Annotated in this window: 22 protein-coding genes and 1 pseudogene; 6 read left to right on the forward strand and 17 right to left on the reverse strand. The window is 73.2% G+C overall.

The features are described from left to right. The first annotated feature begins 197 nt into the window (after positions 1-197). Positions 198-2,426, forward strand: a complete 2,229-nt coding sequence (locus HDA32_RS24350; RefSeq protein WP_179645399.1) for a coiled-coil domain-containing protein — start codon at positions 198-200, stop codon at positions 2,424-2,426. Between the two features lie 548 nt (positions 2,427-2,974). Here HDA32_RS24350 and HDA32_RS24355 read toward each other — a convergent pair. Next, entirely contained in the window at positions 2,975-4,045 is a 1,071-nt protein-coding gene (locus HDA32_RS24355; RefSeq protein ID WP_246334472.1) for a trans-sulfuration enzyme family protein, read from the reverse strand. 27 nt (positions 4,046-4,072) lie between these two features. Between HDA32_RS24355 and HDA32_RS31575 the strand changes: the two genes are divergently transcribed. Beyond that, entirely contained in the window at positions 4,073-4,204 is a 132-nt protein-coding gene (locus HDA32_RS31575) for a hypothetical protein (protein ID WP_281370409.1), read from the forward strand. A gap of 132 nt (positions 4,205-4,336) precedes the next feature. Here HDA32_RS31575 and tsaD read toward each other — a convergent pair whose 3' ends face one another. The 8 genes and pseudogenes from tsaD to HDA32_RS24390 form a co-directional block, all read right to left on the reverse strand. Next, positions 4,337-5,377: a tRNA (adenosine(37)-N6)-threonylcarbamoyltransferase complex transferase subunit TsaD gene (gene tsaD, locus HDA32_RS24360; protein ID WP_179645400.1), complete on the reverse strand. Its 1,041-nt coding sequence runs from the start codon at positions 5,375-5,377 to the stop codon at positions 4,337-4,339. Beyond that, complete coding sequence (gene rimI / locus HDA32_RS24365; protein WP_179646926.1) at positions 5,374-5,904, reverse strand: ribosomal protein S18-alanine N-acetyltransferase; 531 nt, start codon at positions 5,902-5,904, stop codon at positions 5,374-5,376. Before rimI ends, tsaD begins: the two co-directional genes overlap by 4 nt. Before the next feature lie 17 nt (positions 5,905-5,921). Continuing rightward, on the reverse strand, positions 5,922-6,596 hold the full coding sequence (gene tsaB, locus HDA32_RS24370) for a tRNA (adenosine(37)-N6)-threonylcarbamoyltransferase complex dimerization subunit type 1 TsaB (RefSeq protein ID WP_179645401.1): 675 nt from the start codon (positions 6,594-6,596) through the stop codon (positions 5,922-5,924). 11 nt (positions 6,597-6,607) lie between these two features. Beyond that, positions 6,608-7,093, reverse strand: a complete 486-nt coding sequence (tsaE, locus tag HDA32_RS24375) for a tRNA (adenosine(37)-N6)-threonylcarbamoyltransferase complex ATPase subunit type 1 TsaE (RefSeq protein WP_179645402.1) — start codon at positions 7,091-7,093, stop codon at positions 6,608-6,610. 39 nt (positions 7,094-7,132) lie between these two features. After that, a pseudogene (locus HDA32_RS24380) lies at positions 7,133-7,498 on the reverse strand (alpha/beta fold hydrolase); the annotation flags it as partial. Further along, complete coding sequence (locus HDA32_RS31010) at positions 7,435-7,581, reverse strand: hypothetical protein (RefSeq protein WP_246334473.1); 147 nt, start codon at positions 7,579-7,581, stop codon at positions 7,435-7,437. The gene HDA32_RS31010 and the pseudogene HDA32_RS24380, both read right to left, overlap by 64 nt. Next, positions 7,574-8,749: an alanine racemase gene (gene alr / locus HDA32_RS24385; RefSeq protein WP_179645403.1), complete on the reverse strand. Its 1,176-nt coding sequence runs from the start codon at positions 8,747-8,749 to the stop codon at positions 7,574-7,576. The genes HDA32_RS31010 and alr overlap by 8 nt, the downstream gene beginning before the upstream one ends. Positions 8,750-8,869: 120 nt before the next feature. Then, entirely contained in the window at positions 8,870-11,071 is a 2,202-nt protein-coding gene (locus HDA32_RS24390; protein ID WP_179645404.1) for a PrsW family glutamic-type intramembrane protease, read from the reverse strand. Between the two features lie 487 nt (positions 11,072-11,558). Here HDA32_RS24390 and HDA32_RS24395 point away from each other — a divergent pair, with 487 nt between their 5' ends. Next, complete coding sequence (locus tag HDA32_RS24395; protein ID WP_179645405.1) at positions 11,559-12,062, forward strand: NUDIX domain-containing protein; 504 nt, start codon at positions 11,559-11,561, stop codon at positions 12,060-12,062. Positions 12,063-12,303: 241 nt separating this feature from the next. On the opposite strand, the gene HDA32_RS24400 is transcribed toward HDA32_RS24395, so the two are convergent. After that, complete coding sequence (locus tag HDA32_RS24400) at positions 12,304-13,794, reverse strand: NAD(P)H-hydrate dehydratase (protein ID WP_179645406.1); 1,491 nt, start codon at positions 13,792-13,794, stop codon at positions 12,304-12,306. Positions 13,795-14,088: 294 nt separating this feature from the next. Further along, positions 14,089-14,460, reverse strand: coding sequence for a VOC family protein (locus tag HDA32_RS24405; RefSeq protein ID WP_179645407.1), 372 nt, complete (start codon positions 14,458-14,460; stop codon positions 14,089-14,091). Between the two features lie 300 nt (positions 14,461-14,760). On the opposite strand from HDA32_RS24405, the gene HDA32_RS24410 reads away from it, so the two are divergent. Beyond that, the gene (locus HDA32_RS24410; RefSeq protein ID WP_179645408.1) at positions 14,761-15,270 is read left to right on the forward strand and encodes a DUF4913 domain-containing protein; all 510 of its coding nucleotides are present in this window, start codon (positions 14,761-14,763) and stop codon (positions 15,268-15,270) included. Positions 15,271-15,307: 37 nt separating this feature from the next. Here the strand turns inward: HDA32_RS24410 and coaA are convergent, their stop codons facing one another. Further along, positions 15,308-16,213, reverse strand: coding sequence for a type I pantothenate kinase (gene coaA, locus HDA32_RS24415; protein ID WP_312863442.1), 906 nt, complete (start codon positions 16,211-16,213; stop codon positions 15,308-15,310). A gap of 322 nt (positions 16,214-16,535) precedes the next feature. On the opposite strand from coaA, the gene glmS reads away from it, so the two are divergent. Further along, positions 16,536-18,389 (forward strand): glutamine--fructose-6-phosphate transaminase (isomerizing), encoded by a 1,854-nt coding sequence (glmS, locus tag HDA32_RS24420; protein WP_179645410.1) that lies wholly within the window; start codon positions 16,536-16,538, stop codon positions 18,387-18,389. Positions 18,390-18,483: 94 nt separating this feature from the next. Here glmS and glmM read toward each other — a convergent pair whose 3' ends face one another. The 3 genes from glmM to rplM form a co-directional block, all read right to left on the reverse strand. Continuing rightward, positions 18,484-19,827, reverse strand: a complete 1,344-nt coding sequence (gene glmM / locus HDA32_RS24425; RefSeq protein ID WP_179645411.1) for a phosphoglucosamine mutase — start codon at positions 19,825-19,827, stop codon at positions 18,484-18,486. A gap of 291 nt (positions 19,828-20,118) precedes the next feature. After that, positions 20,119-20,634, reverse strand: coding sequence for a 30S ribosomal protein S9 (gene rpsI, locus HDA32_RS24430; RefSeq protein ID WP_179645412.1), 516 nt, complete (start codon positions 20,632-20,634; stop codon positions 20,119-20,121). A 35-nt stretch (positions 20,635-20,669) separates the two neighbouring features. Next, positions 20,670-21,119, reverse strand: coding sequence for a 50S ribosomal protein L13 (gene rplM / locus HDA32_RS24435; RefSeq protein ID WP_179645413.1), 450 nt, complete (start codon positions 21,117-21,119; stop codon positions 20,670-20,672). A 2,084-nt stretch (positions 21,120-23,203) separates the two neighbouring features. On the opposite strand from rplM, the gene HDA32_RS24440 reads away from it, so the two are divergent. After that, complete coding sequence (locus HDA32_RS24440) at positions 23,204-24,334, forward strand: hypothetical protein (RefSeq protein ID WP_218882585.1); 1,131 nt, start codon at positions 23,204-23,206, stop codon at positions 24,332-24,334. Between the two features lie 725 nt (positions 24,335-25,059). Here HDA32_RS24440 and truA read toward each other — a convergent pair. Both truA and rplQ read right to left on the reverse strand, forming a co-directional pair. Continuing rightward, complete coding sequence (gene truA / locus HDA32_RS24445; protein WP_179645414.1) at positions 25,060-25,890, reverse strand: tRNA pseudouridine(38-40) synthase TruA; 831 nt, start codon at positions 25,888-25,890, stop codon at positions 25,060-25,062. 112 nt (positions 25,891-26,002) lie between these two features. Beyond that, positions 26,003-26,587, reverse strand: a complete 585-nt coding sequence (rplQ, locus tag HDA32_RS24450; RefSeq protein ID WP_179645415.1) for a 50S ribosomal protein L17 — start codon at positions 26,585-26,587, stop codon at positions 26,003-26,005. Positions 26,588-26,666: the final 79 nt, after the last annotated feature.

Consider the following 26,666-nt stretch of genomic DNA (forward strand, 5'->3'; position numbering starts at 1 on the left):
CGGTGCGACACCAACCGCGCGGGGCCTTCTCATGGCCAATCCACCTACAGCCGGTAGGCACGGCATCGCCACACGTGGCGCCGAAGTGGATGTAGCTCACCTTTCCTCCGGCCGCGCACCTTGCCAGACTTCTTCGAGAACACCGCCCATCCGAGGTCGAACAGGATGGGAGGCGCCATATCAAAAGGAGCACCTCGGTGGAACAGACCAACCACAACTTCCTCAACGCGGGAGGTCAGACCGGGATCTCCGACCGAATGCGGGAGCTGCTCTCCCGGGCCGCGCAGGACCACATCTCCGAGCAGAAATCGCAGGGTGCGGTTACCGAGGAGATGCGCCAGCGCCTCGAGGGCATGGAATGGCTGCTGCGCGAGTTCCGGGAGCGCGAGTTCGCCACGCTGGCCGAGGCCGTCACCGCGGTCCAGTCCCGCGTCGACGAGCTGTCCGCCCGGCCGCCGGAGTGGGCCGAGACACTCGCCGAGCACATCGAACAGGTCGGAGAGCGGGTCAAGCCGCTCGCGGAGATGCCCGCGCTGCGCGCGGACGTCAAGGGCGTCGCCGGCAACCTCGAAACCGCGATGAACAGGCTGCAGAGCGTCGCCGAGACGGCCCTGCGCACCGCGGGCCAGATCGACGACCTCAGCGAGCGGGTGGAGGCGCTCACCGCGGGCGTGGACGCCCGCTTCGACCGCATCGACGAGGCCCTTGAGTCGCTGAGCACCCGCGCGGCCACGATGGAGAGCGCGGTGAACACCGTCGCCGAGCGCCTCGAACAGCAGCACGAGGCGGCCCGCGAACTGGCCGGCGAGCACCACGAGGCGCTCACGGCCGCGGTCACCGAGGGGCGCGAGACCCTGGAGCGCGCCGTCACCGAGGGCCGGGAGTCGCTGGACCGGGCGATCACCGAGCGGCACGCCGCGCTGGAGTCCCGGATGCGCGAGCAGCACGAGGCGGCGCTGGGCAAGGCCGACGAACAGCACGAGGCCCTGAGCGGCAGGCTCGACGACCAGCGGACCGCCATCGCCGCCAAGGTGGACGAGGGCGTCCAGACCCTCACCGGCAAGGCCGACGAGCAGCAGACGGCCGTCACCGCCAAGCTGGACGAGAGCGTCCAGACCCTCACCGGCAAGGCCGACGAGCAGCAGGCCGCCGTCACCGCCAAGCTGGACGAGGGCGTCCAGACCCTCACCGGCAAGGCCGACGAACAGCACGAGGCCCTGAGCGGCAGGCTCACCCAGGGGATGGAGCTGCTCACCACCCAGGCCGAGGAGAACCACGCCGAGGCCACCGCCGCCGTCGCCGACGCCAACAGCGCCATCGTCAAGCTGGCCAACTCGACCGAGGGACAGCTCAGCGAGGTGCGTTCGCAACTGCGCAAGCACCAGTCCGAACTGCACGAACGGTTGGAGGCCCAGTACGCGGAGCTGCGCGAGCGCGACGACCAGCAGCACGAGGTCCTCACGGGCAGGCTGACCGAGACGGCCGAGAACCTGCGGGCCGCGGCCGAGGAGCGGCACGCGGCGACCGGCGCGGCCATCGCCGAGGTCACCGGGGCCGTCGCCGAGGCCAACAACGCCGTCTCCGGCCTGGCGGAGAAGAGCGACGCGCAGATCAGCGAGCTGCGGGCAAGCGTGGACGAGAGCGCCCGGTCGCTGACGGCCAAGACCGACGAGCAGCACACCGCGCTCGTCGAGCTGTTCGAGGAACACCGCGAGTCCGTCGAGGGCCGTGTGGAGCAGCAGGGCCGGGAGCTGTCCGGCAAGGTCGACGCGCACCTGAACTCCCTCACCGACAAGGTCGACGGCCAGCACGACGCGCTCACCGGCAAGTTCGAGCACGGTCTTGGCCGGCTCAGCGACCGGTTCGACACCTTCGAGGGGCACTTCGAGGGCAGCTTCGAAGGGGTCGAGGGCAAGATCGACGGTGTCGACGGACGCCTGGACGGCCTCAACGGCCGACTGGACGGCCTCGACGGCCGGGTCAACGGCGTCGAGGGCAAGTTCGAGGGCGTGCACGGCCAGTTCGACGGCGTCGACGGGCGGCTGGAGGCCATCGACGACCGGCTGGAGGCGCTCAACCAGCGCCTCGGCCAGTTGCCGGCCTCCATGGAGGTCAGCGAGGTGCACCGCCGCCTCAGCGAGCTGGTGGACCGCCCGCTCGTCGACCACTCCGACCGGTTCGACTCGATCGACAGGAAGCTCGGCGATTCACTCGACCCGCTGATGGGCGAGCTGCGGAGCCGTCCCGACCGGCACGAGTTCGAGGAGACCATCAGCGAGGCCGTGGAGACGTCGCACGACGACATCACCAAGCGCCTGGCCGCGCTGGAGGAGACCATGCTCGCCCTCGCCGAGGCGCTGCTGCGCCCCGGCCGCGACGGCAAGAAGAAGCGCCGCCTCATCGAGGACGACGAGGACGACGAGTAACCCCACCCGTCGCCTTCCGAGAGAGGGGGCCGGCCCGCGGAAGCGGACCGGCCCCCTGCTGGTTTATCGGGTTTCTGGAAGTGATCCTGCTCCTGCGGTCGGGGTCGGCCCGGCGGTTTCCGGTGGTGGTCGCAGCGGGGTGGGCGATGGTTGCCCTCCAGGCCCTTCAGGCCCTTCAGGCTCTGCTGAGCCGCTGCGGGCCTGGTGGGGGCTGTTGTCAGGCGCGAAGCGTCCGCCGGCGCGCTGACGGCGGCCCTCCAGGTCACCGTTGGTGCACGGAAAGCCCGCGGCCACGGTCTCCGACACCACGCAGCCGTTGCGACACCCCTTGAAACCACCGAGCCCGACATGACCATGGGAGCAGGATCACCGCCGGGGGAGGCGCGGCGGGATGGCATCCGCGCCGTCCCGCCCCCTCTGCCGCCGTTGACGCCGCTTCCCCCTCAAGGCCACCCACCGCCCGACCGCCCGGACGGCGGCGAGGCCGCACAGCAGACCTGGTCCGCACGTTCACCGCCGCTCCCCCAGGCCCGCCGACTCCGCGAACCTCAGTGGTGCCTCTCGGCCGCTTTCAGGGCCTGCTCGATGTCGGCCCAGAGGTCCTCGACGTCCTCGATGCCGACGCTGACCCGGATCAGCCCTTCGGCGATGCCGGCCTGCGCCAGCCGTTCGGCGCTCAACTGCCGGTGCGACGTGCTGGCCGGGTGCATGACCAGGGTCTTGACGTCACCGAGTGACGGCGCCAGCGAGGCGAGCCGTACCGCGCCGACGAACGCCCGGCCCGCACGCAGTCCCCCGGCCAGCTCGAAGGAGAGCACCCCGCCGAATCCGCCGGACAGCAGCCTGCGCGCGTCGCCGTGCCCGGGGTGGTCGGGCAGGCCCGGGTAGTGCACCGCCGCGACCGCGGAGTGCCCGGCCAGCCGCTCGGCCAGTACCTGGGCACTGGCGCACTGGCGCGGCACGCGCACCCCCAGCGTCTGGAGCCCGCGCACGATCAGCCAGGCGGCGAAGGGGTCGAGCACCGCGCCGAACTCCGCCGTCCGCTCCTGCACCGCCAGGCGGGTCGCCGCGTCGGCGAACACCATGAGACCGCCGATGACGTCGGAGTGCCCGCCCAGGTACTTCGTCGCCGAATGGACGACGACGTCGGCCCCGTGCTCGATCGGGCGGCACAGCAGCGGCGTCGCGAACGTGTTGTCGACGACCGTGGTGACCCCCGCCTCCCGCGCCATCGCCGCGAGCCGCGGGAGGTCCACCACCTCACCGGTCGGGTTGACGATGGTCTCCAGGAACAGCACGCGGGTGTTCGGCCTGATGGCCGCGCGCACCTGCTCCGGGTCGCCGGCCGCGACCGGCGTCACATCGACGCCCCAGCGCTCCCGCAGATCGCCGAGGACCCCCTGGGTCCCGCCGTAGAGGCAGTTCTGCGCCACGACGTGGTCGCCCGGCCGCAGCAGCGCCCACAGGGTGGAGGTGATCGCGCCCATTCCGGACCCGACGGCCAGCGCCCCGGCGCCTCCCTCCAGGTCGGCGACCGCGTTCTCCAAAGCGCGCACGGTCGGGTTCCCGTACCGGGCGTAGACGAAGGGGCCGTCCGGCCCCTCGAAGGCCGATGCCATGGCGTCGGCGTCGGTGAAGGAGAACGTGTGGGCCTGGTACAGCGGGACGCCGAGCGGACTGCTGCCCTCGACCGGGGGATGCGCGTGTGGACGGTCCTGGAGGTCGGGTGGAGTCCGCTGGCGGGGGTCCGCGCGTCGTTCGATGTCATGTCTTCATGATCGTTCCCTCGCTCGCCCCGGGGCAGAGCCAATACATCGGGCATTGGACCCACACCGGCTCCGGTCACCGATCACCGCGGACCGGCTCGCCGGCTCCCCCACCGCGAGCCCGGCCAGGCGGTCGGAGCGCGTTCAGACAGCCAGGGGGCTGGTCACCGGGAGGGAGGTGTCGGTGGCGAGGTTCAGGGAGGAGGGCGGGAGGCCGGCGGCGACGACCTCGGCGCCCAGCGCCGCGATCATCGCACCGTTGTCGGTGCACAGGCGCGGCCGGGGGACCCGCAGTTCGATGCCCGCCGCCGCACAGCGCTCCTCGGCCAGGGCCCGCAGCCTGGAGTTCGCGGCGACGCCCCCGCTGATCACCAGGTGCCGCACGCCGTGGTCGAGGCAGGCGTCCACGGCCTTGCGGGTCAGCACGTCGACGACCGACTCCTGGAATCCGGCGGCGATGTCGGACACCGACAGCGGCAGGCCGCGGCGCTCGGCGTCCTCCACCCAGCGCGCGACCGCGGTCTTCAGCCCCGAGAAGGAGAAGTCGTAGCTGCCGTCGCCCCACTTGCCGCGCGGAAAGCGGATGGCCTCGGGGTCGCCCTCGCGGGCGGCGCGGTCGATCGGCGGGCCGCCGGGGTAGGGCAGATCAAGCAGCCGCGCCACCTTGTCGTAGGCCTCGCCCGCGGCGTCGTCGACGGTGTCGCCGAGCGCCTGGACGTCGGTCGCCAGGTCGCGGACCAGCAGCAGCGACGTGTGCCCGCCCGACACCAGCAGCGCCACCGCCGGCTTGGGCAGCGGGCCGTGCTCCAACTGGTCCACCGCAACGTGGCCGACCAGGTGGTTCACGCCGTACAGCGGCTTGTCCAGCGCCAGCGCGTAGGCCTTGGCCGCCGACACGCCCACCAGCAGCGCGCCCGCGAGCCCGGGACCGGCCGTCACGGCGATGGCGTCCACGTCGGAGAGCTTGACCCCGGCGCGGTCCAGCGCCCGCCGCACGGTCGGCGTCATCGCCTCCAGGTGGGCCCGGCTGGCGACCTCGGGCACCACGCCGCCGAAGCGCGCATGCGCCTCGACGCTGGAGGCCACCTCGTCGGACAGCAGTTCGCACCCGCGGACCAGGCCGACGCCGGTCTCGTCGCAGGAGCTCTCGATCCCCATGATCAGGGGGAGTCCGTTGTCACTCATCGCGTCTTCTTCTCCGGGTCCTCGTCCACGCCTTCCGAGCCCTCCGCCGCGCCGGAGCCGGCGGGATGGGACCGCCGCATCACGATCGCGTCGGCGTCCTTGTAGTACCCGCGCCGCACGCCGATCTCGACGAACCCGAACCGGCGGTACAGCTCCCGGGCGCGCGGATTGTCCGAGCGCACCTCCAGGAACACGTCGGTGACCTCGCGGCGCGCGGCCTCGGCGAGCAGTTCGGTCAGCAGCGCGGTGCCGACCCCGCTCCCCCAGGCGGAGCGCGCGACCGCGATGGTCTGCACGTCGCCTTCGGGCGGGACCGCGCGCAGCCCCGCGTAGCCGATGATCGGCGCGGCGGCCGCCCCGTCGGGCTCCTCCGCCCGCGCCGTCCCCTCGGGCGGCACCGCCTCGGCGACCAGGTAGTGCCGGCTGGACCGGGACATCTCGTCGCGCAGCATCGCCTCGCTCCAGGCGTCCTCGGCGAACAGCGCGCGCTCCAGCGCCATGACGGGGTCGACGTCGATCCGCCGCATCGGGCGCAGCCGGTGGTTCACACCTGCCACTGGCGCACCTTCTTCGGCGCGCCCGGGACCTGGGCGTCGGGGCGGCGCAGGTAGAGGGGCCTGGGCTCGGGCAGTTCCGCGCCGGCCAGCAGCCGGCGCACGGCGAGCTCACCGAGCGCGGCGGCCGAGGGGTACAGCGGTTCGGCCGCGGCCTCCTCCTGGCCGAACGCCTCGGCGTACATCCTGGCGCCGTGGCCGATCACGGGCAGCCCGCCGGTGTCGACCTCGGCGGGCCGGTCCACCGCGATCTCCCCGACCCGGGTGACGGCGTCGTCGTAGCGGGCCCAGAAGACCTCCTTGCGGCGGGCGTCGCTGGCCGCGATGAACGGGCCCGAGCGCCCTGAGGCGAACGCGATCGCGTCGAGCGTGGCGACGCCGTGGCAGGCGACGCCGAGCGCCTCGGCGAGCGCGTGGGCGGTGGCCAGACCGACCCGCAGGCCGGTGTAGGGGCCGGGTCCGATGCCGACGGCCACGTGGGTGAGGTCGGCGAACGTCGCCCCCGCGCGTTCCAGCACGCCCTGGATGCCGGGGGTCAGCAGTTCACCGTGGCGGCGGGCGTCCACGGAGGACGCGCTCGCGCGCACCCGCACGTCGGCGCCGTCGGGTTCGCAGACCGCGGCGGTGACCGCGGGGGTCGCGGTGTCGAAAGCCAGAAGCAGCACGGTCAACCAGCCTATTGCGCGTTCGGCACCGCATCGGACCAGCGCGGCCCCACGCCGGTCAGGCGGACGGTGCGGGTGTCGTCGGGCAGCCGGTCGATGGTGATCTCCAGGCGCGTCTCGGAGAGCTCCTCGGCGACGCCCTCGCCCCACTCCACGATGGTCACGGAGTCGTCGAGGCCTGCGTCGAGGTCGAGGTCGTCGAGCTCGGCCGCGCCGCCGAGCCGGTAGGCGTCGACGTGCACCAGGGCCGGACCGCCGCCGAGCGAGGGGTGCACGCGCGAGATCACGAAGGTGGGCGAGGTGACGGGGCCGCGCACGTTCAGCCCCTCGCCCAGGCCCTGGGTGAGCGTGGTCTTGCCCGCCCCCAGCGGGCCGGACAGGATCAGCAGGTCGCCGGGGCGCACCTCGGCGGCGATCCGGCGGCCCAGGGCGCGCATCTCGGCGTCGGTGGCCGCGGTGACGGTCGTTGTGGTGAGGGTGTCGGTGGATTCGGTCATGGCTCGCAGCATCATCTCGGTGGAGGGGCGCTTCGGCGATCAGGCCGCGTCGTCGCGCGCTCCCGGGACGCCCGCACGTTCCAGCAGCGTCCGCAGCGCGCCGTTGACGGCGTCGGGGCGCTCCATGGTCACGAGGTGCCCTGCGCCCGGAACGCGGACGAAGTCGGCGTCGGGCAGCGCCTCGGTGATGTTCTCGCCGTGCTCGATGGGCGTCATGCGGTCCCGGTCACCGCACAACACCAGGGTAGGCACATCCCGGAGCACCTTGCGCCCCTCGGACCCGTCGTGGGCGTCGAGCGCCGGCCGGAACTCGGTGGCGACGACGGCGGAGGCCTGCCGGATCACCGTGCCGAGCTGGTCGGCGACGGCGGGGCGACCCCGCCGGTGCCGAACCCGAGCACCCGCGAGAGCAGGAACGACAGCTCGCGAACGACCCGGCGGCCGTGGTCGGCGAGGCCGCGGCGCTCCCGGGGAGCCTGCTCACGCACCCGCCCCTTCCACGAGCGCGGTCCCCTCCCCCGCGTCCGGGTCGGCGGCCTGCGCCCCCAGGTAGGTGCGCGGCACCCGCTGGCCCACGCACGTGACGATCTCGTAGGAGATGGTGCCCAGGACGTCGGCCCAGTCCTGCGCGGTCGGCTCGCCGTCGTCGCCCGGACCGAACAGCACGGCGGGCTCGCCCGGTTCGACCGCGTCGTCGCCGACGTCCACGACGAACTGGTCCATGCAGACGGTGCCGGAGACCGTCCGCCGCCTGCCCCCGACGAACACCGGGCCGACGTTGGTGGCCGCCCTGGGCACCCCGTCGCCGTACCCCAGCGGCACGAGCGCCAGCGTGGTGGGCCGGTCGGTGACGTAGCGGTGCCCGTAGGACACGCCGCTGCCCTCGGGCACCCGCTTGACGACCGCGATCCCCGCGCTGAGCGTCATGGCCGGGCGCAGCCCGGTGCCGGGGAGGCCGGGGATCGGGCTGAATCCGTAGCTCGCGATGCCGGGGCGGACCAGGTCGAAGTGGGCTTCGGGCAGGGTGAGGGTGGCCGCGGAGTTGGCCAGGTGGCGCACCTCGGGGCGCAGTCCGGCCTTGTCCGCGTGCTCCAACGCCTCATGGAAGGCGCCCAACTGCGCCGCGATGGAGGGGTGACCGGGCTCATCGGCGCAGGCGAAGTGCGAGAACAGACCGGTGACCCGCAGCAGTCCCGCTGCTTCGGCGCGGGCTGCGGCCTCCACGACCGCGGGCCACTCGCCCGCGGTGATCCCGCCCCGGTTCAGGCCGGTGTCGGCCTTGAGGTGTACGCGGGCCGGCCGACCCGCCTCCTCGGCCGCGGTGACCAGCTCGTCGACGACCCACCGGGAGCTGACGCCGATGTCGATGTCCGCGGCGATCGCCGCGGCCAGGGGCGCGCCCGGCGGGATGATCCAGGCGAGGACGGGCACCCGGATGCCGGCTCTGCGCAGCACGAGGGCCTCCTCGACGAACGCCGTGCCCAGCCAGGTGGCGCCTCCGGCCAGCGCGGCCCGCGCGGCCGGCAGGATGCCGTGCCCGTAGCCGTCGGCCTTGACGACGCCCATGACGTGGGAACCGGGCGCCCGCTCGCGCAACGCGGCCACGTTCGCGCTGATCACGTCCAGGTCGACCCTGGCTTCGGCGAAAGGGGACATGGCTTCAAGTCTGGCACGCGCGCAGGAGCGGCCCGAGTCACACGCCGAGCGGAGTCCCTCCGATTCGCCGACCTGTCCGAACAACACATCCGGGACCGCGGGCGGTCCGGGCCCGCAAAGTCACGACCGGCCGGGCTTCAGCAGTCGGTCGATGCTCTTGGGCAGGGCCAGGCCGGCCAGGCCGACGACGGCGTAGGGAATCTGGCCGGGGGCGAGCGCGCCGAGGAAACCGGCGACGGTGCCGCGCGGGTCGCGCAGGAAGTGCCGGAGGCTCGGATGCGCCCGTGGCAGGCCCCAGCCGCTGACCAGCAGACTCGTCAACGCCACCGCGCCGGCCCAGACCCACGGCCGGGTGTCGGCCGGCAGCGCGCCGAACCAGTCGGTGAGGGCGCGCACGCTCATCGCCGCGTAGGCCCCGCCGGTGTGCGGCGCCGCCCCCGTGATCAGCGGATGCGCGGCCATCGACGCGACCGGCACCGCCACCGGCGCCACCGCCATGGCCGCGGCGGCCTTCGGGCCGACGCCCAGCGCGGTGGCGAGCCGGTTCTCCGTCTCGCTCAGGACGCCGCGCGAGGGCACCCGGCGCCACGGACGGCCCTCGGCCCTGGCCGCGCCCATCGCGAACTCCCGGCGCCGACGCAGGAAGCGCCACGTGCGGCACAGCGTCGCGGGCCCTCGGCTGGCGGCCACGGCCGCCACCGCGAACTCGTGCAGGATCGTCGCCGCCGTCTCGGCCAGGGTCGCCGGGATGCGCGCCCACGCCAGGGCGAAGCGGCGGAACACCGGGGCGATGTCTCCGGGCACTCGGACCCGGACCCGCACGGCGCGGCCGTGCGCCCAGCGGGTCAGTCCGGCCAGCGAGGCGCGGCCGGGCAGCCGCGGCGTGAGGCCCGCGGCGAGGCGGGCCAGGCGGTAGTCCATGATCACGGCGAGCACGAGCAGCAGGAGCAGCAGCCAGCGCGTCGCGACGCCGCTGCCGTAGAGGGTGAACACGAACGCGGTGAGGGGGGTGGGGTCGAGGCCGACCAGCGCGGCGTTGAAACTGAGGTGCTCCAGGGCCGCGGCCCCCAGCGCGAGCGGGGGCAGGATCCACAGCCACGCGCCGTACTGCCGACGGCCCACCACGGCCAGGCCGATCGCCCCGCCGACCAGGCCCGTGGTGACGGCGTGTCCGGAGAAGCGGACGGCCGCGCTCGGCACGTCGATCCAGCCGGGCAGCAGCGTGAGCAGGCCGATCTGCGGGGCCAGGACGTCGGTGACGTCGGCGAGGACCACCGCCCGGACGGCCTGCTCGGCCAGGTGGAAGCCGGCCCCGGACGCGGCGGCGAGCAGCAGGTGGTCCACCGCGGCGAACCGCTTGAAGCGGCGGCGGGCCACGAGCCAGAACAGCAGCAGCGGGGCGAGCTTGCCGATCTCCTCCACCGGGACCGCGACGTAGGCGTAGGCGTAGAGGCCGTCGGCCGGCAGCCCGACCGCACCGGCGATCGCCAGTTCGGCCAGCGCGATCGGCCAGGCCGCCAGCGCGCCGAGGGCGAGCATCCGCACCAGCGTCGCGTAGCTCAGCGTCCGGGAGCGGGCCAGCCACGCGAGCTGGGCGAGCAGCCACAGCATGGCGAGGACGACCGGCGCGGCGCCGGGCACCCCCGGCACGAACACCATGGCCAGGATGAGCACCAGGACCATGGCCCAGCCCCACGCGCCGCGCAGCGCCCGCAGCGCCGCGACCGCGCGCGGGCTGCCGGTCCGGGCGGACTCGGCCCGGGCGGTGACGCGCTCGGCCAGGTCCGGTCCCGGTCCGCGCGCTCCGCGGGCGTGCTTGCCGCCCTGCTCCAGGCAGCCGTAGCGGTGCGCGGCGCGCACCAGGTCGGCGTCGCGCTCGTCGCGGGCCTCGTCGGCGAAGTCGGCGCGGGCCCGCGCGATGTCGGCGCCCACGAACTCGCGCACGAAGTCGTCGGGGCCGGCCGCGACGGTGAGCTCGCCGGCGGTCACCAGCACCGCGGCGGAGAGGTCCTCGACGGCCACGAGGAAATCGGTCGGCTCGTTGCCCCAGCCCCGGATCACGCCCACGAGGGACCCGACATCGGCCGGTACTTCGGTCACCGGCTCGTAGGCGTGCTCGGCCCTGGTCCGGCAGATCAGCAGCCGGTCCACGCCCAGCGCACGGCCCCCGGCGATGATCGCGTCGATCAGGGCGGTGTCGCGCGACGCCGTGAAGGGGGCGACGACCTTGCGGTCCGCGTCGATCCAGCCCTGGTCGAGCTCCGTGGCATTGGCGCACAGGCGCAATACGAGATCGCGCGTGAGCATGGCCTGTTCGTCCATGACCCTCGTTTTCTCGTGTCCGCTATCGGTGAATTCCCTGGTCGCCCTGGCCGCTCGCGTCCGCTTTTCGAGCGGACCGGTCATGTCCGGGGGAATGCCTACGCTATCGCGGCGATTCGGCCGGAAATAAGCCGCTCGGCCCCTTCGCCTCGCCTCTGCGCCGTTCCCCCGCGTTCTGCCTGCTCTTCCGAGTGCCGCCCGGTGATTTATCCACCGGTCCCGAAGCCGCGCAACCCGAATCGGCGGTTTTGGAGCGCACAACTCCCAGATCGGCGGGGTTTCCCGGGAATCAGGCCGCGGGGAGCCGCAGTTCGGCGGACACGGCCCTGTGATCGGTGCCGGGAATGTCGTGGACGGCGGTACCGGCGACGGCCGCGCGGGCGTCCAGAACCCCTTGCGGAGTAGTGTGGCGGATCGACGGACCACGGCGCCCGGCAGGGCTGCGCCGTGGAGTTGGCGTCGCGAGCCGCGAGGGGAGTGGACCGGCATGGCCGCGGAGGTGCGCGTCGGCACCGGAATCGAGATCCCGCCGGTCGACGAGGGCAGGCGCTGGGTCGTGGGAGCCGTGATCACCGACGGCCGGGGCCGGGCCTTCGCGCAGCGCCGCGCGCCGCACCGGCGGATCTTCCCCGATTCCTGGGACATCGTCGGCGGGCACGTCGAGGCCGGCGAGACCGTCCTGGAGGCGCTGGGCCGCGAGATCGCCGAGGAGACCGGCTGGGCGCTCACCGAGGTCGTCGCCGACCTCGGCAGCCTGGTGTGGACGCCGGACGACGGGATCGAGCGCTTCGAGGTCGACTACCTGGTCCGGGTCGAGGGCGACCTGGACGCTCCCGCCCTGGAATGGGACAGGCACACCGAGTTCGCCTGGGTCGGCGACGACCAGCTCGACCTGCTCGCCGACCGTAACGACCCCACCCATACATTCGTCGCCGACATCGTGGCGCTGGGTTTGACCTTGAGTTCTGACCTCGGCCATCGGGGGTCGTGAAACCCCAGCCCAAGGACGCAAGCCCGCGGTGACCGGGCGACGGTGCACGCCGCCCCCGCCCTCAGGGGGTCGAAGTGGAGGGGGCCCACCCGCGCGCCCTCCCTCCTGGGGTCGGCCTTCACGACCCCCTGGAGTCAAGGTGGAGGGGCCCACTCGCGCGCCCACTCCGTCCCGGGGCCGAGGTTGAAACCCAAGTTGAAGCGGGCACGCGAACTCGGGAACCGGCCGAGGGGCGGGGCTTTCAGCCGAGCACCGCGCGCAGTGCGGCGGGGACGGCGTCGACGAGGTCGGAGGCCGAGATGGCCGCGCCTCCGTGGGCGAGGCGGGCGGCGAGGCCGTGCACGTAGGCCCCGCACGTGGCGGCGTCCCTCGGGGGCAGGCCGGCGGCCAGCAGGGCGCCGATGAAACCCGCCAGCACGTCGCCGGTCCCGGCCGTGGCCAGCAGCGGAGTGCCGGTGGGGTTGACGACCGCCGGCCGGCCCGGCTCGGCGATGACCGTGGTGGAACCCTTCAGCAGGACCGTGCAGCCGTAGGCGTCGGCGGCGCGGGCGGCGTGGTCGAGGCGGCGGGCCTCGATGTCGGCGCGCTCGGTGCCGGGCAGCAGCCGGGCCAGCTCACCCGCGTGCGGGGTCAGCAGAGTGGGCGCCGCCCGCTCACTGACCAGGTGGGGGCGCTTGGCGAGCAGGGTGATGGCGTCGGCGTCGAGCAGCACCGGCAGATCGGCGCCGAGGACGGTCTCCAGTTCCACGACGGCGGCCGGGTGCAGTCCGCGGCCGGGGCCGACCACCCACGCCGCCACGCGACGGGGCAGGCTGCCCGCAGGATCGGTCGGGTCGAGGACCGAGACGACGGCCTCGGGCCAGCGGTTCAGCACCTCGGCCGCCGCCACCTCCTGGCCGACGTAGCGGACCATCCCGACGCCGCCGCGCAGCGCCCCCCCGACGCAGAGCACGGCGGCACCCCGGTAGCGGTCGCTGCCGGAGGCCACGGCGAGGACGCCGCGGCGGTACTTGTCGGACTCGGCCCCCGGGCGGGGCAGCAGCGCGGCGATGTCGTCGGCCTGCGGGGACTGCGCCCGGGGCTCCGGCAGTTCCGGGGCCAGCCCGATGTCGACGAACTCCACCACGCCGGCGCGCTCGGCGCCGGGGGCGGCGAACAGACCGGGCTTGTGGGTGCCGAAGGTGACGGTGATGTCGGCGCGCACGGCGGGACCGTCGACGGCCCCGGTGTCGGCGTCGATGCCGCTGGGCAGGTCGACGGCGACGACCGTCGCGCCGGCCGCTCCGGCGCGGTCCGCGAGCGCGGCGTGCGGTTCGCGCAGGCCGCCGGTACCGCCGATGCCCACGAGCCCGTCGATGATGAGGTCGGCCGCCGCGATCTCGGCCCCGGCCGCGTCGGCGGCGGCCGCGTCGGCGCCGGACACCTCCTGGGCCCGGCCGCCGGCCGCCCGCAGCGCCGCCAGCCCGCCCTCGTGCACGCGGGACCCGGCCAGGAGCGCCCGCACCCCCGCGCCCCGGCGCGCGAGCGCGGCCCCGGCGTACAGCGCGTCGCCGCCGTTGTCCCCGCTGCCGACGAGCAGCACCACGCGCGATCCGTACACCCCGGGCAGCACCCGCGCGCACACCGTGGCCAGCCCCGCGGCGGCCCTGCGCATGAGCGCGCCGTCCGGCAGCCGCGCCATGAGCGCGCCCTCGGCCTCGCGAACGGTGCCCACCGTGTGTGCGTAACGCATGCGGTCTCCTCGCCACTCCGCCGTGCCGTGCTTCGCTGCCGCGTCAATGCTTACACCAGTCCACTGGCGGCAACGAGGACCATGCCACCGCGGGCGGGGCCGTCTGCCTTCGGAGTTACCGAGGTCCGCTGTGCGGCCTTGTGGACCAGGCTTCGCCGATCTCGACCTTGCGGGTCCTGAGAACGTTGGTGGTTTCAAGGGTTGCCGCAGCGGCTCGGCAGGGGCTGGAGGGCAGCCATCGACCACCCCGCCGCAACCACCACCGGAAACCACCGGGCGGCTCGGCCGCTCCCGCTACTCTCCCGGCCTGATGCACACGCAGAACGGGTGGCCGGCCGGGTCGAGCAGGACCCGCCACCGGTCGCCCCCGGGCTGGAAGGCGGGCCTGGTGGCGCCGAGTGCGACGCACCTCTCCTCGGCCGCGTCCAGGTCGTCCACGTGCATGTCCAGGTGGAACCGCTTGGCGGCCGAGGTGTCCGGCCACTCCGGCGGCCGGTAGCCCTCGATCCGGCCGAACCCGATCGAGGTCCCCTCCCCCGAGACCATCGCGTACTCCTCCTCGCTGTGGACCACCTTCCAGTCCAGGACCGCGCCGTAGAACCCGGCGAGCGCGCTCGGGTCCGCGCAGTCGAGGTTGAGCATGGCGAGGGTTGCGGTGGCGGTCATGGTGACACTGCCTTTCGGTCGGATCGTGCGCATCGTCGGCGCCCGCCGCCCATCCGGCGGGCGCCACCCATGCTCCGCATCCCACCTGACAACCGATGTCAGTCGACCTGGCCGAACCCCCGGCGACCGCCGAGGCGCGGGCGGCACAGCGCCGCTCCACGCGAACGTCGCGTACGGTCGGGGAAAGTCCGTTTCTCCTTTCCCGCCGCGTCGAATTCCGGCGCCCCTCCGGCCCTGATTTACTTTCTCCGTCCCAAAAACCAGATTTCAGGCATCGAACAGCAGCACGGGAACCTCCCCATGACCTACACCGACGACCGCATCGCGGCCGATGCCGGCCTCACCGACCGGGTCTCGCTCCTCCAGAACGCCATGCACAAGCTCGGCGCGGACGTCATCAGGCTGCAGACGCAGCTCACCGACCTCGCCGCCGGCACGCAGCAGGAGCAGGAGGAGTCCGGGGCCGCGACGCCGTTCATCTTCAACATGTCCAGGGACGCCTACCGCAGCGAACTGGCCGCGCTGGTCGCCTGGGTGGACGACTTCCTCGTGCCGGTCTACATCGGCCCCGACTCCGACTGGTGCCCGGTCTGGTGGGAGCACCACGAGGCCGTCGGCCGACTGCACGCGCTGCGCCTGGCCTACGCCGAACTCACCGACACCGCTGAAGCCGGCCCCTCCGGTCCCGGGCTGTGGCACCGCGACCACCTGGACCCCGCGCTGGAGCGCCTCCGCTCCGCCACCGGTCCCTTCGCCAAGTGCCTGACGCCGGCCGGCCACGTGGAGCGGCGCCGCTCCCGGCCGGCCTGACCCCCGCGGGGCGCTCCGCCGACCGGAGCGGCCCCGGTCAGGTCTTGCGCAGCCGCACGCGACGCACCTGGTGGTCCTCGCCCTTGTGCAGCACGAGCGTGGCCCTGGGCCGGGTCGGCACGATGTTCTCGACCAGGTTGACCTCGTTGATGGTGCGCCACGTGTTCATGGCGAACGCGCGGGCCTGCTCCTCGTCGACGCTCGTGGCCATCGAGTGGAAGTAGGAGCGCGGATCCTCGAACGCGGTCCGGCGCAGCTCCAGGAACCGGTCCAGGTACCACGAGCGGATGTGTTCGACCTTGGCGTCGACGTAGATGGAGAAGTCGAAGAAGTCGGCCACGGCGAGCCGGCCGACGGGCGGCGGCTGGAGCACGTTGATGCCCTCGACGATGAGGATGTCGGGCCGGTGGACGGTCTGCACGGCGCCGGGCACGATGTCGTAGGCGAGGTGGGAGTAGATCGGGATGTCGTAGCGCGCGGTGCCGGCCTTCATCTCCGAGACGAACCGCACCAGCGCCCGCCGGTCGTAGCTCTCGGGGAAGCCCTTGCGGTTCATGATCCCCCGGGCCTCCAGCAGCGCGTTGGGCTGCAGGAAGTTGTCGGTGCTCACCAGCTCGACGTTGGGATGGTCCGGCCACTGGGCGAGCAGCGTGCGCAGCAGCCGGGCGGTGGTGGACTTGCCGACCGCGACACTGCCGGCCACGCCGATGACGAAGGGCATGGGCCGCTCGGTGTCGCCGAGGAAGCTGCGGACGGCGCCGTGCCGCTGCCGCGTCGCCTTGACGTAGAGGTTCAGCAGCCGGGACAGCGGCAGGTAGATGTCGCGGACGTCGTCCAGCGACGTGGGGTCGGCTCTCCCGCGCAGGATCTCCAGCTCCGCCTCTGTCAGCGACAGCGGCGTCGCTGCGCGCAGCGCCGCCCAGGCCGGGCGGTCGAGCTCCACGTACGGCGTCGAGAAGCCGTTCTTCGTCGGATGTGACACGGTTGCCCACACTAGACGAGGGCCGGAAGTGGCCGACCAACCGCCCTCCGCGGTGGCCGTGGCGGCGTCGTCGCCGCCTCTGCGGCCCCGGCCGGCCCGGCGAGGATTTTTTTCGGCGGACACGCCCGAACCCCCGGGGACCTCTCGACGGCCCCCCGTGTCCGTGACGTGCGGGAGCAGACCGCTCTTTACCATCTGGTCTATACCGCTACCTGCGAAAATCCTGAATGGACCAGTCTCGGGACGGTCGGGGAACCCCCATTCATTGGTTACGCTGACGCTCATGTGCGGAATCGTTGGCTACGTCGGGCCGAAACCGGCGCTGGAGGTCGTCGTCGACGGCCTCGCGAGGCTTGAGTACCGCGGATACGACTCCGCGGGCGTCGCCGTTCTGAACGGCGGCAGGCTCGAGACCGAGAAGCGGGCCGGCAAGCTCGCCAATCTCCGTGCGGCGCTGGAGCACACCCCGCGCTCCGCCGACGGCATCGGCATCGGGCACACCCGTTGGGCCACGCACGGTGCCCCCACCGACATCAACGCCCACCCCCACGTCGACAACGACAACCGGGTGGCGGTCATCCACAACGGCATCATCGAGAACTTCGCCGCACTCCGCCTGGAACTGGAGGAGCTCGGCTGCAAGTTCGGCTCCGAGACCGACACCGAGGTCACGGCGCACCTGCTGAGCAGCGAGCTCAAGAACCGGGGCGACCACGACCTCGCCGCGGCGATGCGGTCGGTCTGCACCCGCCTGGAGGGCGCGTTCACCCTGGTCGCCATGTCGGTGGACAACCCCGACCTGGTCGTCGCGGCCCGCCGCAACTCGCCGCTGGTCGTCGGCCGGGGGAAGGGCGAGAACTTCCTCGCCAGCGACGTCGCCGCGTTCATCGCCCACACCCGCGACGCCGTCGAGCTCGGCCAGGACCAGGTCGTCGAACTGCGCCGCGACTCGGTGACCGTCACCGACTACGACGGCAACACCGTGCCGGTGCGCGAGTACCACGTCGACTGGGACGCCTCGGCCGCCGAGAAGGGCGGCTACGACTACTTCATGCTCAAGGAGATCGTCGAGCAGCCGCGCGCGGTGGCCGACACGCTCCTGGGCCGCCTCGGCGTCGACGGCACCCTCACCCTGGACGAGATGCGCCTGGCACCGTCCGACCTGCGCGACATCGAGAAGATCGTGCTCATCGCGTGCGGCACCTCCTACCACGCGGGGCTGATCGCCAAGTACTCGATCGAGCACTGGTGCCGCATCCCGTGCGAGGCCGAGGTCGCCAGCGAGTTCCGCTACCGCGACCCGATCCTGAACCGCCAGACGCTGGTCATCGCGATCTCGCAGTCCGGTGAGAGCATGGACACCCTGATGGCCGTGCGCTACGCCCGCGAGCAGCGCGCCAGGGTGCTGGCCATCTGCAACGTCAACGGCTCCACGATCCCGCGCGAGTCCGACGGCGTGCTCTACACCCACGCCGGCCCCGAGGTCGGCGTCGCGGCCACCAAGACGTTCCTGACCCAACTGGTCGCCTGCTACCTGATCGGCCTGTACCTGGCGCAGGTGCGCAGCCTGAAGTTCGGTGACGAGATCAACGCGATCATCGAGCAGTTGGCGCGCATGCCGGAGCAGGTGGAGAAGGTGCTCGACACGGTCGAGTCGGTGCGCGGCCTCGCCCGCTCCCTCAAGGACGCCGAGACGGTGCTGTTCCTCGGCCGGCACGTGGGCTACCCGGTGGCCATGGAGGGCGCGCTCAAGCTCAAGGAGCTCGCCTACATGCACGCCGAGGCGTTCGCCGCCGGCGAGCTCAAGCACGGCCCGATCGCGCTGATCGAGGACGGCCTGCCGGTCGTGGTCGTGGTGCCGTCCCGCGAGGGCCGCGGCGTGCTGCACGACAAGATCGTCTCCAACATCCAGGAGATCCGCGCCCGGGGCGCCCGCACCATCGTGATCGCCGAGGAGGGCGACGACGCCGTGCGGCCGTTCGCCGACGAACTGGTCGAGCTGCCCGCGGTGCCGACGCTGCTGCAGCCGATCGTGGCGACCGTGCCGCTGCAGGTCTTCGCCTGCGAGCTGGCGCTGGCCAAGGGCAACGACGTGGACCAGCCGCGCAACCTCGCCAAGAGCGTCACAGTGGAGTAGTCGCGACCGATGTGAGGAGGGGGCCGGGTCCGCGCGGACCCGGCCCCCTCCTCACGTCACGGGCGGCGGAGGCCGCTCGGAGCCGTCGGCCCGGCTACCCCAGCGCGCTCTTCACCACGGCGGCCAGGCGATCGGCGACCTCACTGGCGTGGGCCTCCGCGGTCGCCTCCACCATGACGCGCACCATCGGCTCGGTGCCGCTCGGCCGGATCAGCACCCGGCCGGAGTCGCCCAGGTCCGCCTCCGCCGCGGATACCGCCTCGGCGATCTCGACGGAGGTCTTCGCGCGGCTCTTGTCCACTCCGCGCACGTTCACCAGGACCTGCGGCAGCCGCGTCATGGTCTTGGCCAGCTCGGACAGCGCCAGACCGCGCCGGCTCACCGCCGCGAGCAGGTGCAGGCCGGTCAGCAGGCCGTCGCCGGTGCTCGCGTGCTCCAGCAGCACCACGTGCCCGGACTGCTCGCCGCCCAGCGAGTAGGAGCCGGCGCGCATCGCCTCCAGCACGTAGCGGTCGCCCACCGGGGTCTCGACGACCTTGATGCCGGCCTGCTTCATGGCCAGTTTCAGGCCCAGGTTGGACATCACGGTCACGACCAGCGTGTCGTCGGCGAGGTGGCCCGACTCCTGCAGCTCCAGGGCCAGGACGGAGAGGATCTGGTCGCCGTCGACGACGCTGCCGTCGGCGGCCACGGCGAGGCAGCGGTCGGCGTCGCCGTCGTGGGCGAGGCCGGCGTCGGCGCCGTGCTCGCGCACGGCGTCCCGCAGCGCGTCCAGGTGGGTGGAGCCGCACCCCTCGTTGATGTTGAGGCCGTTGGGCTGGTCCCCGATCGCGACGACCTCGGCGCCGGCGCGGCGCAGCGCCTCGGGGGCCACCTCGTGGGCCGCGCCGTTGGCGCAGTCCACGACGACCTTGAGGCCGTCCAGGCGCTGCGGCAGCGACGCCACCACGTGCCGGACGTAGCGCTCGGCTCCGTCGGTCGCCTCGCTCACGCGGCCGACGTCGGCGCCCACGGCGTGCGCGGTGGGCTGGCCGAGCCGCGACTCGATCTCGTCCTCCACCGCGTCGGGCAGCTTGTGCCCGCCCCTGGCGAAGAACTTGATGCCGTTGTCCGGCGCCGGGTTGTGGCTGGCCGAGAGCATCACGCCGAAGTCCGCGCCCATTTCGTCGGTGAGGTGGGCGACGGCCGGGGTGGGCAGCACCCCGAGCCGGACCGCGTCGACACCGGCGCTGGCCAGACCCGCGACCACGGCGGCCTCCAGGAATTCGCCGGACGCACGCGGATCGCGGCCGACGACCGCCAGCGGGCGCGGGCCGACGCGCTCGTCGTCGTCGGCCAGCACCTGCGCCGCTGCGATGGAGAGGTCCAGTGCCAGTGAGGCGGTGAGGTCGCGCCCGGCGACCCCCCGGACTCCGTCAGTACCAAACAGCCGAGCCACGAATCAATCGCCCCTTTGAGTTTCAGCGGAAAACCGGCCAAGCCCAACAGCAGCGGCCAGGGAGACAGCAACAACGGGACCGCAACGGCCGGGCACGGGACCAGGCGGTGCGGAACCGACGCGGATGTGCCCGGAAGACGAGTACACCCCGGGAAAGCGGTGCGGTCAGCACCGAAAACAGCGATGGCCCGCACTGGCCACCCGTTCGGGTCGAACGGGTGGCCGGCGGGCCGTAGCCGCGGGCCGATGCGCATCGGCCGGCGAAGCCAGGCGGTGGAGCGGACGCTCCGCTTACCGCTTGGAGTACTGCGGGGCCTTGCGGGCCTTCTTGAGACCGGCCTTCTTCCGCTCGACCTCGCGGTCGTCACGGGTGAGGTAGCCGGCCTTCTTCAGGGTCGGACGGTTGTTCTCGACGTCCAGGCCGGCCAGCGCGCGGGCCAGGCCGTGGCGCAGCGCACCGGCCTGGCCGCTGGGGCCGCCGCCGTGCAGACGCGCGAAGACGTCGTAGGCCTCCTCGAAACCCAGGGCGACCAGCGGCTCCTTGATCAGCTGCTGGTGGACCTTGTCCGGGAAGTAGTCCTCGAGCGGCTTGCCGTTGATCTTCCACTCACCGGCACCAGGGGTGATCCGGACACGGGCGATGGCCTTCTTGCGGCGGCCGGTGCCCGCACCGGGGCCGGCGGCAGTGGGGACGTACCCTCCGCCGGGCGCGTCCGGCGTCTCGCTGGTGTACTCAGCCGGGAACTCTTCGGGATTGTCCTCGAAGTCCTGGGTGGCGACGTCTTCGATACCGGTGGGCTCGACCACGGTTCTCCTCGTACTTCCTTCAGTCTCGCGAACGCCTAGGCCGGCTGCTCGATCTTGGTGATTTCGAACGGCACCGGCTGCTGGGCCTGGTGCGGGTGCTCCGGGCCGGCGTACACCTTGAGCTTCTTGGCCATCTGGCGGCCAAGGGAGTTCTTCGGCAGCATGCCCTTCACGGCCTTCTCGATGGCCCGCTCGGGGTTCTTGGCGATCAACTCGCTGTAGGCGACGGAACGCAGACCGCCGGGGTAACCGGAGTGCCGGTAGGCCCGCTTCTGCTCCAGCTTCTTGCCGGTCAGCGCCACCTTGTCGGCATTCACGACGATCACGAAGTCGCCGGTGTCGATGTGGGGCGCGTAGTACGGCTTGTTCTTGCCTCGGAGCAGCGTGGCGACGTGGCTGGCCAGCCGCCCGAGGACGACATCGCTGGCGTCGATGACGTGCCACTGACGCTGGACATCGCTGGGCTTAGGGCTGAATGTGCGCACGATCGTAAGCCTTCGTCTCAGTCGGCGGGGTCCATCCCCGCGGACGGAGATGGGGAACTCGTATTACTGGACCGGGCCGCCCGTTGCGTGGGCTCGCCCGGTGGTTGGGTGCGCAGACGGTGATGCGTGGTCGGCACCCAATGAGAAGATATGGGAGCCCACGGCAAACTCAACGCACAACGACGGAGAATCATATCGACCGAATGCGCCACAGGTCAAAACGGCCCATGATCATACTGCTCGGCGCCATGGGCCGACCGGCGGTCGCACCGCGATCCGTGATTACTCCACTCTCATTATGCCTTGTCGTGCGAGTGCTTCGGCCATATCACCGATACGGCCCGGAGACGACGGCGCGGGCCGGACCTGCATCGCCGCCGCGGTAAGGGATCACCGGGCCCGGAGGTGAGAGATCAGGAGATTGCCCTCACACCCTCCCGATCACGGCGAACCGGACGCTAGAGTCGCAAAGGGTTCACCGCACCCGGAAGGGAGGAGATCGGCGTCATGCCTCCCACTTTCGGCAAGCCGGGCGCTAGAGTCCGACTGGAAGCATAGCGCGTGTTCATCGCCGTGCCACGCGGGCCGGGTGGTCCGGGCCGGCGGTCCGGTGAGCCCCTTTCGGGTCTCGTCCGGCACGACGACGTCGAGGAAGCACCGTGACCCGTGACGTGGAAGACTTCGACGGCGCCGACTGGCCGCTGTTCACGCTGCCACCGCCGCCGTACGCGGTCGGAGCCCGCGTGCCGGGGCAAGCGGTCCCGCCGCCGCCCGAGCACGAGGACGGCGCACCCCCGGAGCCCGGCGACCCCCCACGGAGTCGGCACCGGGACAACGGTCCCGAGCGCCCCCCACGGAGGCAACGGACCGAAGGACGATCGCGGGGAACCAGGGCAGCGCCCGATCGATCGCCTTCTCCCCCGTCCCCGGCCTCCCCGGACGACCTGCCGCCCTCTCCCAGGGGCGCGGACCGGTTCTTCCCGGAACCGGCGGACCGCCCCGGCCGGAGGGGACTCGCAGGAGAATCGCAACTGCCGCCCAAGGACAGCCTCCGGAGTTCTCCCATCGCACCGCATCCGAACGAGCCACACGACGGCGGCCCCGGCCAGACCGGGCAGCCGCAGCAGCCTCCAGCGCCCGCGAACCAGGAGTCGGCGGAGGAGACCGCGCGGGCTCCGCGGCCGACTCCTCAGCAGCAGGGCGTCCCTCCCTGGGGCGATGTGCTCCAGCCCGATTCCCCGCCCCCCGCGCCGTCGGGTCCCCGGCAGGGCGGCGGCGGGTGGAACGCCCCTTCGGGCGCGCAGCGCCCTCCGCAGGGCCCGCCCCCCGGCTCCGCCCCGGGTCCGCAGCAGCCACCGCAGCCGGGACCACAGGGTCAACCGGGCCCCCGCGGACCGCAGGGCCCCGCCCCCCAGCAGCGACCCCGGCAGGGGCCGCCCACGGGCGCGCAGCAGCCTCCGCAAGGACCACCGCAGGGGCCACCCCCCGGCGCCAACCCGCCCACCGGCGGACAGCACCCCATGCCAGGCCCCCAATCCGGCCCGCAGCAACCCGGCCCCCAATCCGGCCCCCAGCAACCCGGCCCCCAGCAGCCGGGCCCGCAGCAACCCCAGCAGCGCCCCGCCTGGCACGGCCGAGCACCCGGGCAACCGCCGCAGCAGGGCTTCCCGGAACAGCAGGGACCGCAGGCCCCCGGCGCGCCGCGTCCGCCGCAGGGGCCGCCCACGGGCGCGCAGCAGCCCCATCCGGGTACGGGCGCCCCGATGGGAGGCCCCGGCGCCTCCGGCCCGCAGAGGCCGCCTCAGCCGCCACAGGGGGCACCTCGACCGCCGCAGGGCCCGCAGCAGCCCGGCCGTCCGCCCGGCGCCGGACTCCCGGCCCTCGCCGGCCCCGGACCGGCCTCGGGCCCGCAGCAGCCACCGCAGCCGGGACCACAGGGTCAACCGGGCCCCCGCGGACCGCAGGGCCCCGCCCCCCAGCAGCGACCCCGGCAGGGGCCGCCCACGGGCGCGCAGCAGCCTCCGCAAGGACCACCGCAGGGGCCACCCCCCGGCGCCAACCCGCCCACCGGCGGACAGCACCCCATGCCAGGCCCCCAATCCGGCCCGCAGCAACCCGGCCCCCAATCCGGCCCCCAGCAACCCGGCCCCCAGCAGCCGGGCCCGCAGCAACCCCAGCAGCGCCCCGCCTGGCACGGCCAGGCACCCGGGCACCCCCCGCTGCAGGGCAGGCTCATCCCCCCGAACGGCGGCGCGCCCGAGGCGCCGGGGGCCGAGCCGGCGTTCCCCTCGGACGCCGCGGAATCCACCCAGCACATCAACGCGGTGCCCGATGACGGCGCGACGCAGGCCATCCCGCCCGTGGGCGGCGAACCGGTCGGCGCCACCCAGGCGGTCCCGCCCGTGGCGGACGTCTTCGGCGGCCGCCCGATGTTCCGGGACGAGGCACCGCGCGGTGGTGGCGGCGGTGGCGGCGGTGGCGGCGGCGGCGGTGACAACAGCACCGCGGAGATCGACCTGTCGGGCTACGACGACTACGACGATCGTCCCCGCCGGAGCGGCCGCACCAGGACGCTGCTGCTGGCGGCGGGCTTCGCGGTCCTGCTGCTCCTCGGTGGCGGCGGCGCGTTCTTCTTCGCGACGGGCTCCGGCCCCGACGCGGGCCTGGCGGCCTCCGAGTACGACGTCGCGAAGGTCTCCGACGAGTCCACCGACTCCGAGCCCCTGGGGATCGACGAACTGTTCTCCGTGCAGAGCATCGAGGTGGCCGGGGAGACGTTCACCCAGGTCCAGACCGACGACACCGACAAGTGCGAGACCGCCGCGCACGGCGACTACGGCCAGGTGCTCAACGACAACGGGTGCCGCCAGATCGTGCGGGCGTCCTACGTCAACGAGGACGGTTCCCGCGCGGTGACCGTCGGCGTGGCGGCGATGGCCGACGCCGACCAGGCCGGGGCCGCCCAGGAGGGGCAGGACCTCGCGGCCACGCAGTGGTTCGCCGGCCTGCCCGGCAAGGAGGACAGCGGCGCCGAGCGCCTCGACATCGCCGGGGGGCACGCCACCGGGGCGTCCTGGGGGCGCTACCTCGTCTTCACCCTCGCCGCCAACAGCGACGGCCGCCTACCGGAGGGCGAGACCCCGGAGCTGGCCGCCATCAGCGAGGAGTTCGTCAACGTGCCACTCGTCCCCCTGGGCGAACGCGCGACCGGCTGACCCCGCGGCGGACACGCCGCCCCGGTACCGAAAGGCACCGGGGCGGCGCCGTGTCCGGGCGGTCCTGAGCCTCCCCGGCCACAGGGAGGCTTGATGCGATCCCGGCCGCAACTGGGACCCGCGGTGACCGGACGACAGTACGCGCCGCCCCCGGCCCCAGGGGGTCGTGAAGCCCCAGCCCAAGGAGGGATCCGCGGTGACCGGGCGATCCTCTCGCGCGGCCGAAGGCCCATCAAGGGATCGCCCCGGCGCCGCGCCGCCCACGCCGCCACCGTGGGCGCCAGGACGCGACCGCGGTTTCGGCGCGCGGTGAAGAAACGGGCCGCCGTGCCCGCTCGCCTCGGCCACCGAGGGCGTGAGACACCGGCCACAGGAGTTTGAACCCCCACCCAAAGACTGAACGCACACCGCCACTCTGTGCGCCGGGTCGAAACCGCGGTGTCGGCCTGTACCCATGGTGTCGGCGTGCGCTTCGCGCGCGGGTGGGCGATTTTGCGTCCACGGGCCTTCGGCCACGCGAGAGCATCGCCCACCCGCACGCCATCCCTCCTGGGGCCGGCCTTCACGACCCCCTGGAGCGGGCCTTCACGACCCTCTGGGGCGGGCGCACCTCCTGGGGTGGGCGCGCCACTTGGAATGGGCGCCGCTTGAGGCGGGCACGCCGCTCCGAGCGAGGACCAGGCCTTACAACCCGCCGGGGCCAGACCAGGCATGAACCCGACCGGTCACGTGCCCGGGAGGGTGCGGACTCTTCGAGTGGAGCGGGCGCGTTCGGCCAGTTCGGCGTCGGGAGGGTAGCGGATCTCCTCCAGGCTCAGGCCGTGGGGCGGGACCACGTGGACCGCGGAGTCGCGCACCCCCGCGAAGAGGACCTCGCGCGGCCAGTCCGGGCCGCGGCGGCCGTCACCGACCGCGAGCAGGGCCCCGACCAGGGCGCGGACCATGTTGTGGCAGAACGCGTCGGCCTGCACGGTGCCGGCGTAGAGGTGCTCGCCCTCCCTGATCCACTCCAGGCGCAGCAGCTCCCGGATCGTGGTCGCCCCCTCGCGCCTGCGGCAGAACGCCGCGAAGTCGTGCTCGCCGACCAGCCTGGCCGCCGCGGCGTTCATCCGGTCCGGGTCGAGCTCCCGCCGGTGCCAGAGCACGTCGCGGCGGCGCAGCGGCTCGACCCCGCCGGGCGCGTCGCTCACCCGGTAGACGTAGCGGCGGAACAGCGGGGAGAAGCGCGCGTCGAAGCCTTCGGGGGCCGGGCGCACCGCGCGCACCCGGACGTCGGGGGGCAGCACTCCGGCGAGCCTGCGCAGCAGCCGCTCCCCCTCGGCCGCCCACAGCCCCTCCTCGACGTCCAGGTGCGCCACCTGGCCCCTGGCGTGCACGCCGGCGTCCGTCCGGCCGGCCACGGTCAGCCGGGCCTCTGACAGCCGCAGCACGCGCGCCAGCGCGGCCTGGAGCTCGCCCTGCACCGTGCGCCGCCCCGGCTGCTCGGCCCAGCCGGAGAAGTCCGTGCCGTCGTAGGAGACGTCCAGTCGCAGCCGGACCAGCCCCTCGTCGCTCATCTGCTCCTCGATCCCTCGATCCCCCGGTATCCCGGCCCCCGATCATGACGAATGCCCGGCTCCCTTGCGGGAACCGGGCAGCCGATGTTCGAGGGGCAAGGACGCGCGGTCCTTACTTCTCCTCGGTCTTGTCCTCGGTCTTGTCCTCGGACGCGGGCTCACCCTCGGCCTGCGAGGTCTCATCCGACTGAGCCGTCTGCTCGGAGGTGCTGCCCTCCGCCGGCTGCTTGCCGGCCTCGGCCGCGGCCGGAGTCTCCTCGGCGCCCTGGTCGCCGGACGCGGCGGCGGCCGGGGCCGTCTCCGCGGGGGCGGCCTTGCGGGTGCTCGCCGCGCCGGTCGGCAGCGCCTCGACCAGCTCGATCACGGCCATGGGCGCGTTGTCGCCCTTGCGCGGACCGATCTTGGTGATGCGGAGGTAGCCGCCGTTGCGGTTCTCGTAGCGCGGGCCGATCTCCGTGAAGAGCTCGTGGACGACGCTCTTGTCGGCGATCTTGCTCAGCACCAGCCGACGCGCGTGCAGGTCGCCGCGCTTGCCCAGCGTGATGAGCTTCTCCGCGTACGGACGCAGGCGCTTGGCCTTGGCCTCCGTGGTCTTGATGCGACCGTGCTGGAACAGCGAGGTCGCCAGGTTCGCCAGCATGAGCCGCTCATGAGCCGGGCCGGAACCCAGGCGAGGCCCCTTCGTTGGCGTGGGCATGGTGTCGTTCTCCTAGTGGTGCGGGTCCTCGGTCCTCACTCGGCCGTGGACCTGGGGCGATCGTGAGAGGGGGCGCGGG

It is taken from the genome of Spinactinospora alkalitolerans (assembly GCF_013408795.1).
Lineage (GTDB): Bacteria > Actinomycetota > Actinomycetes > Streptosporangiales > Streptosporangiaceae > Spinactinospora > Spinactinospora alkalitolerans.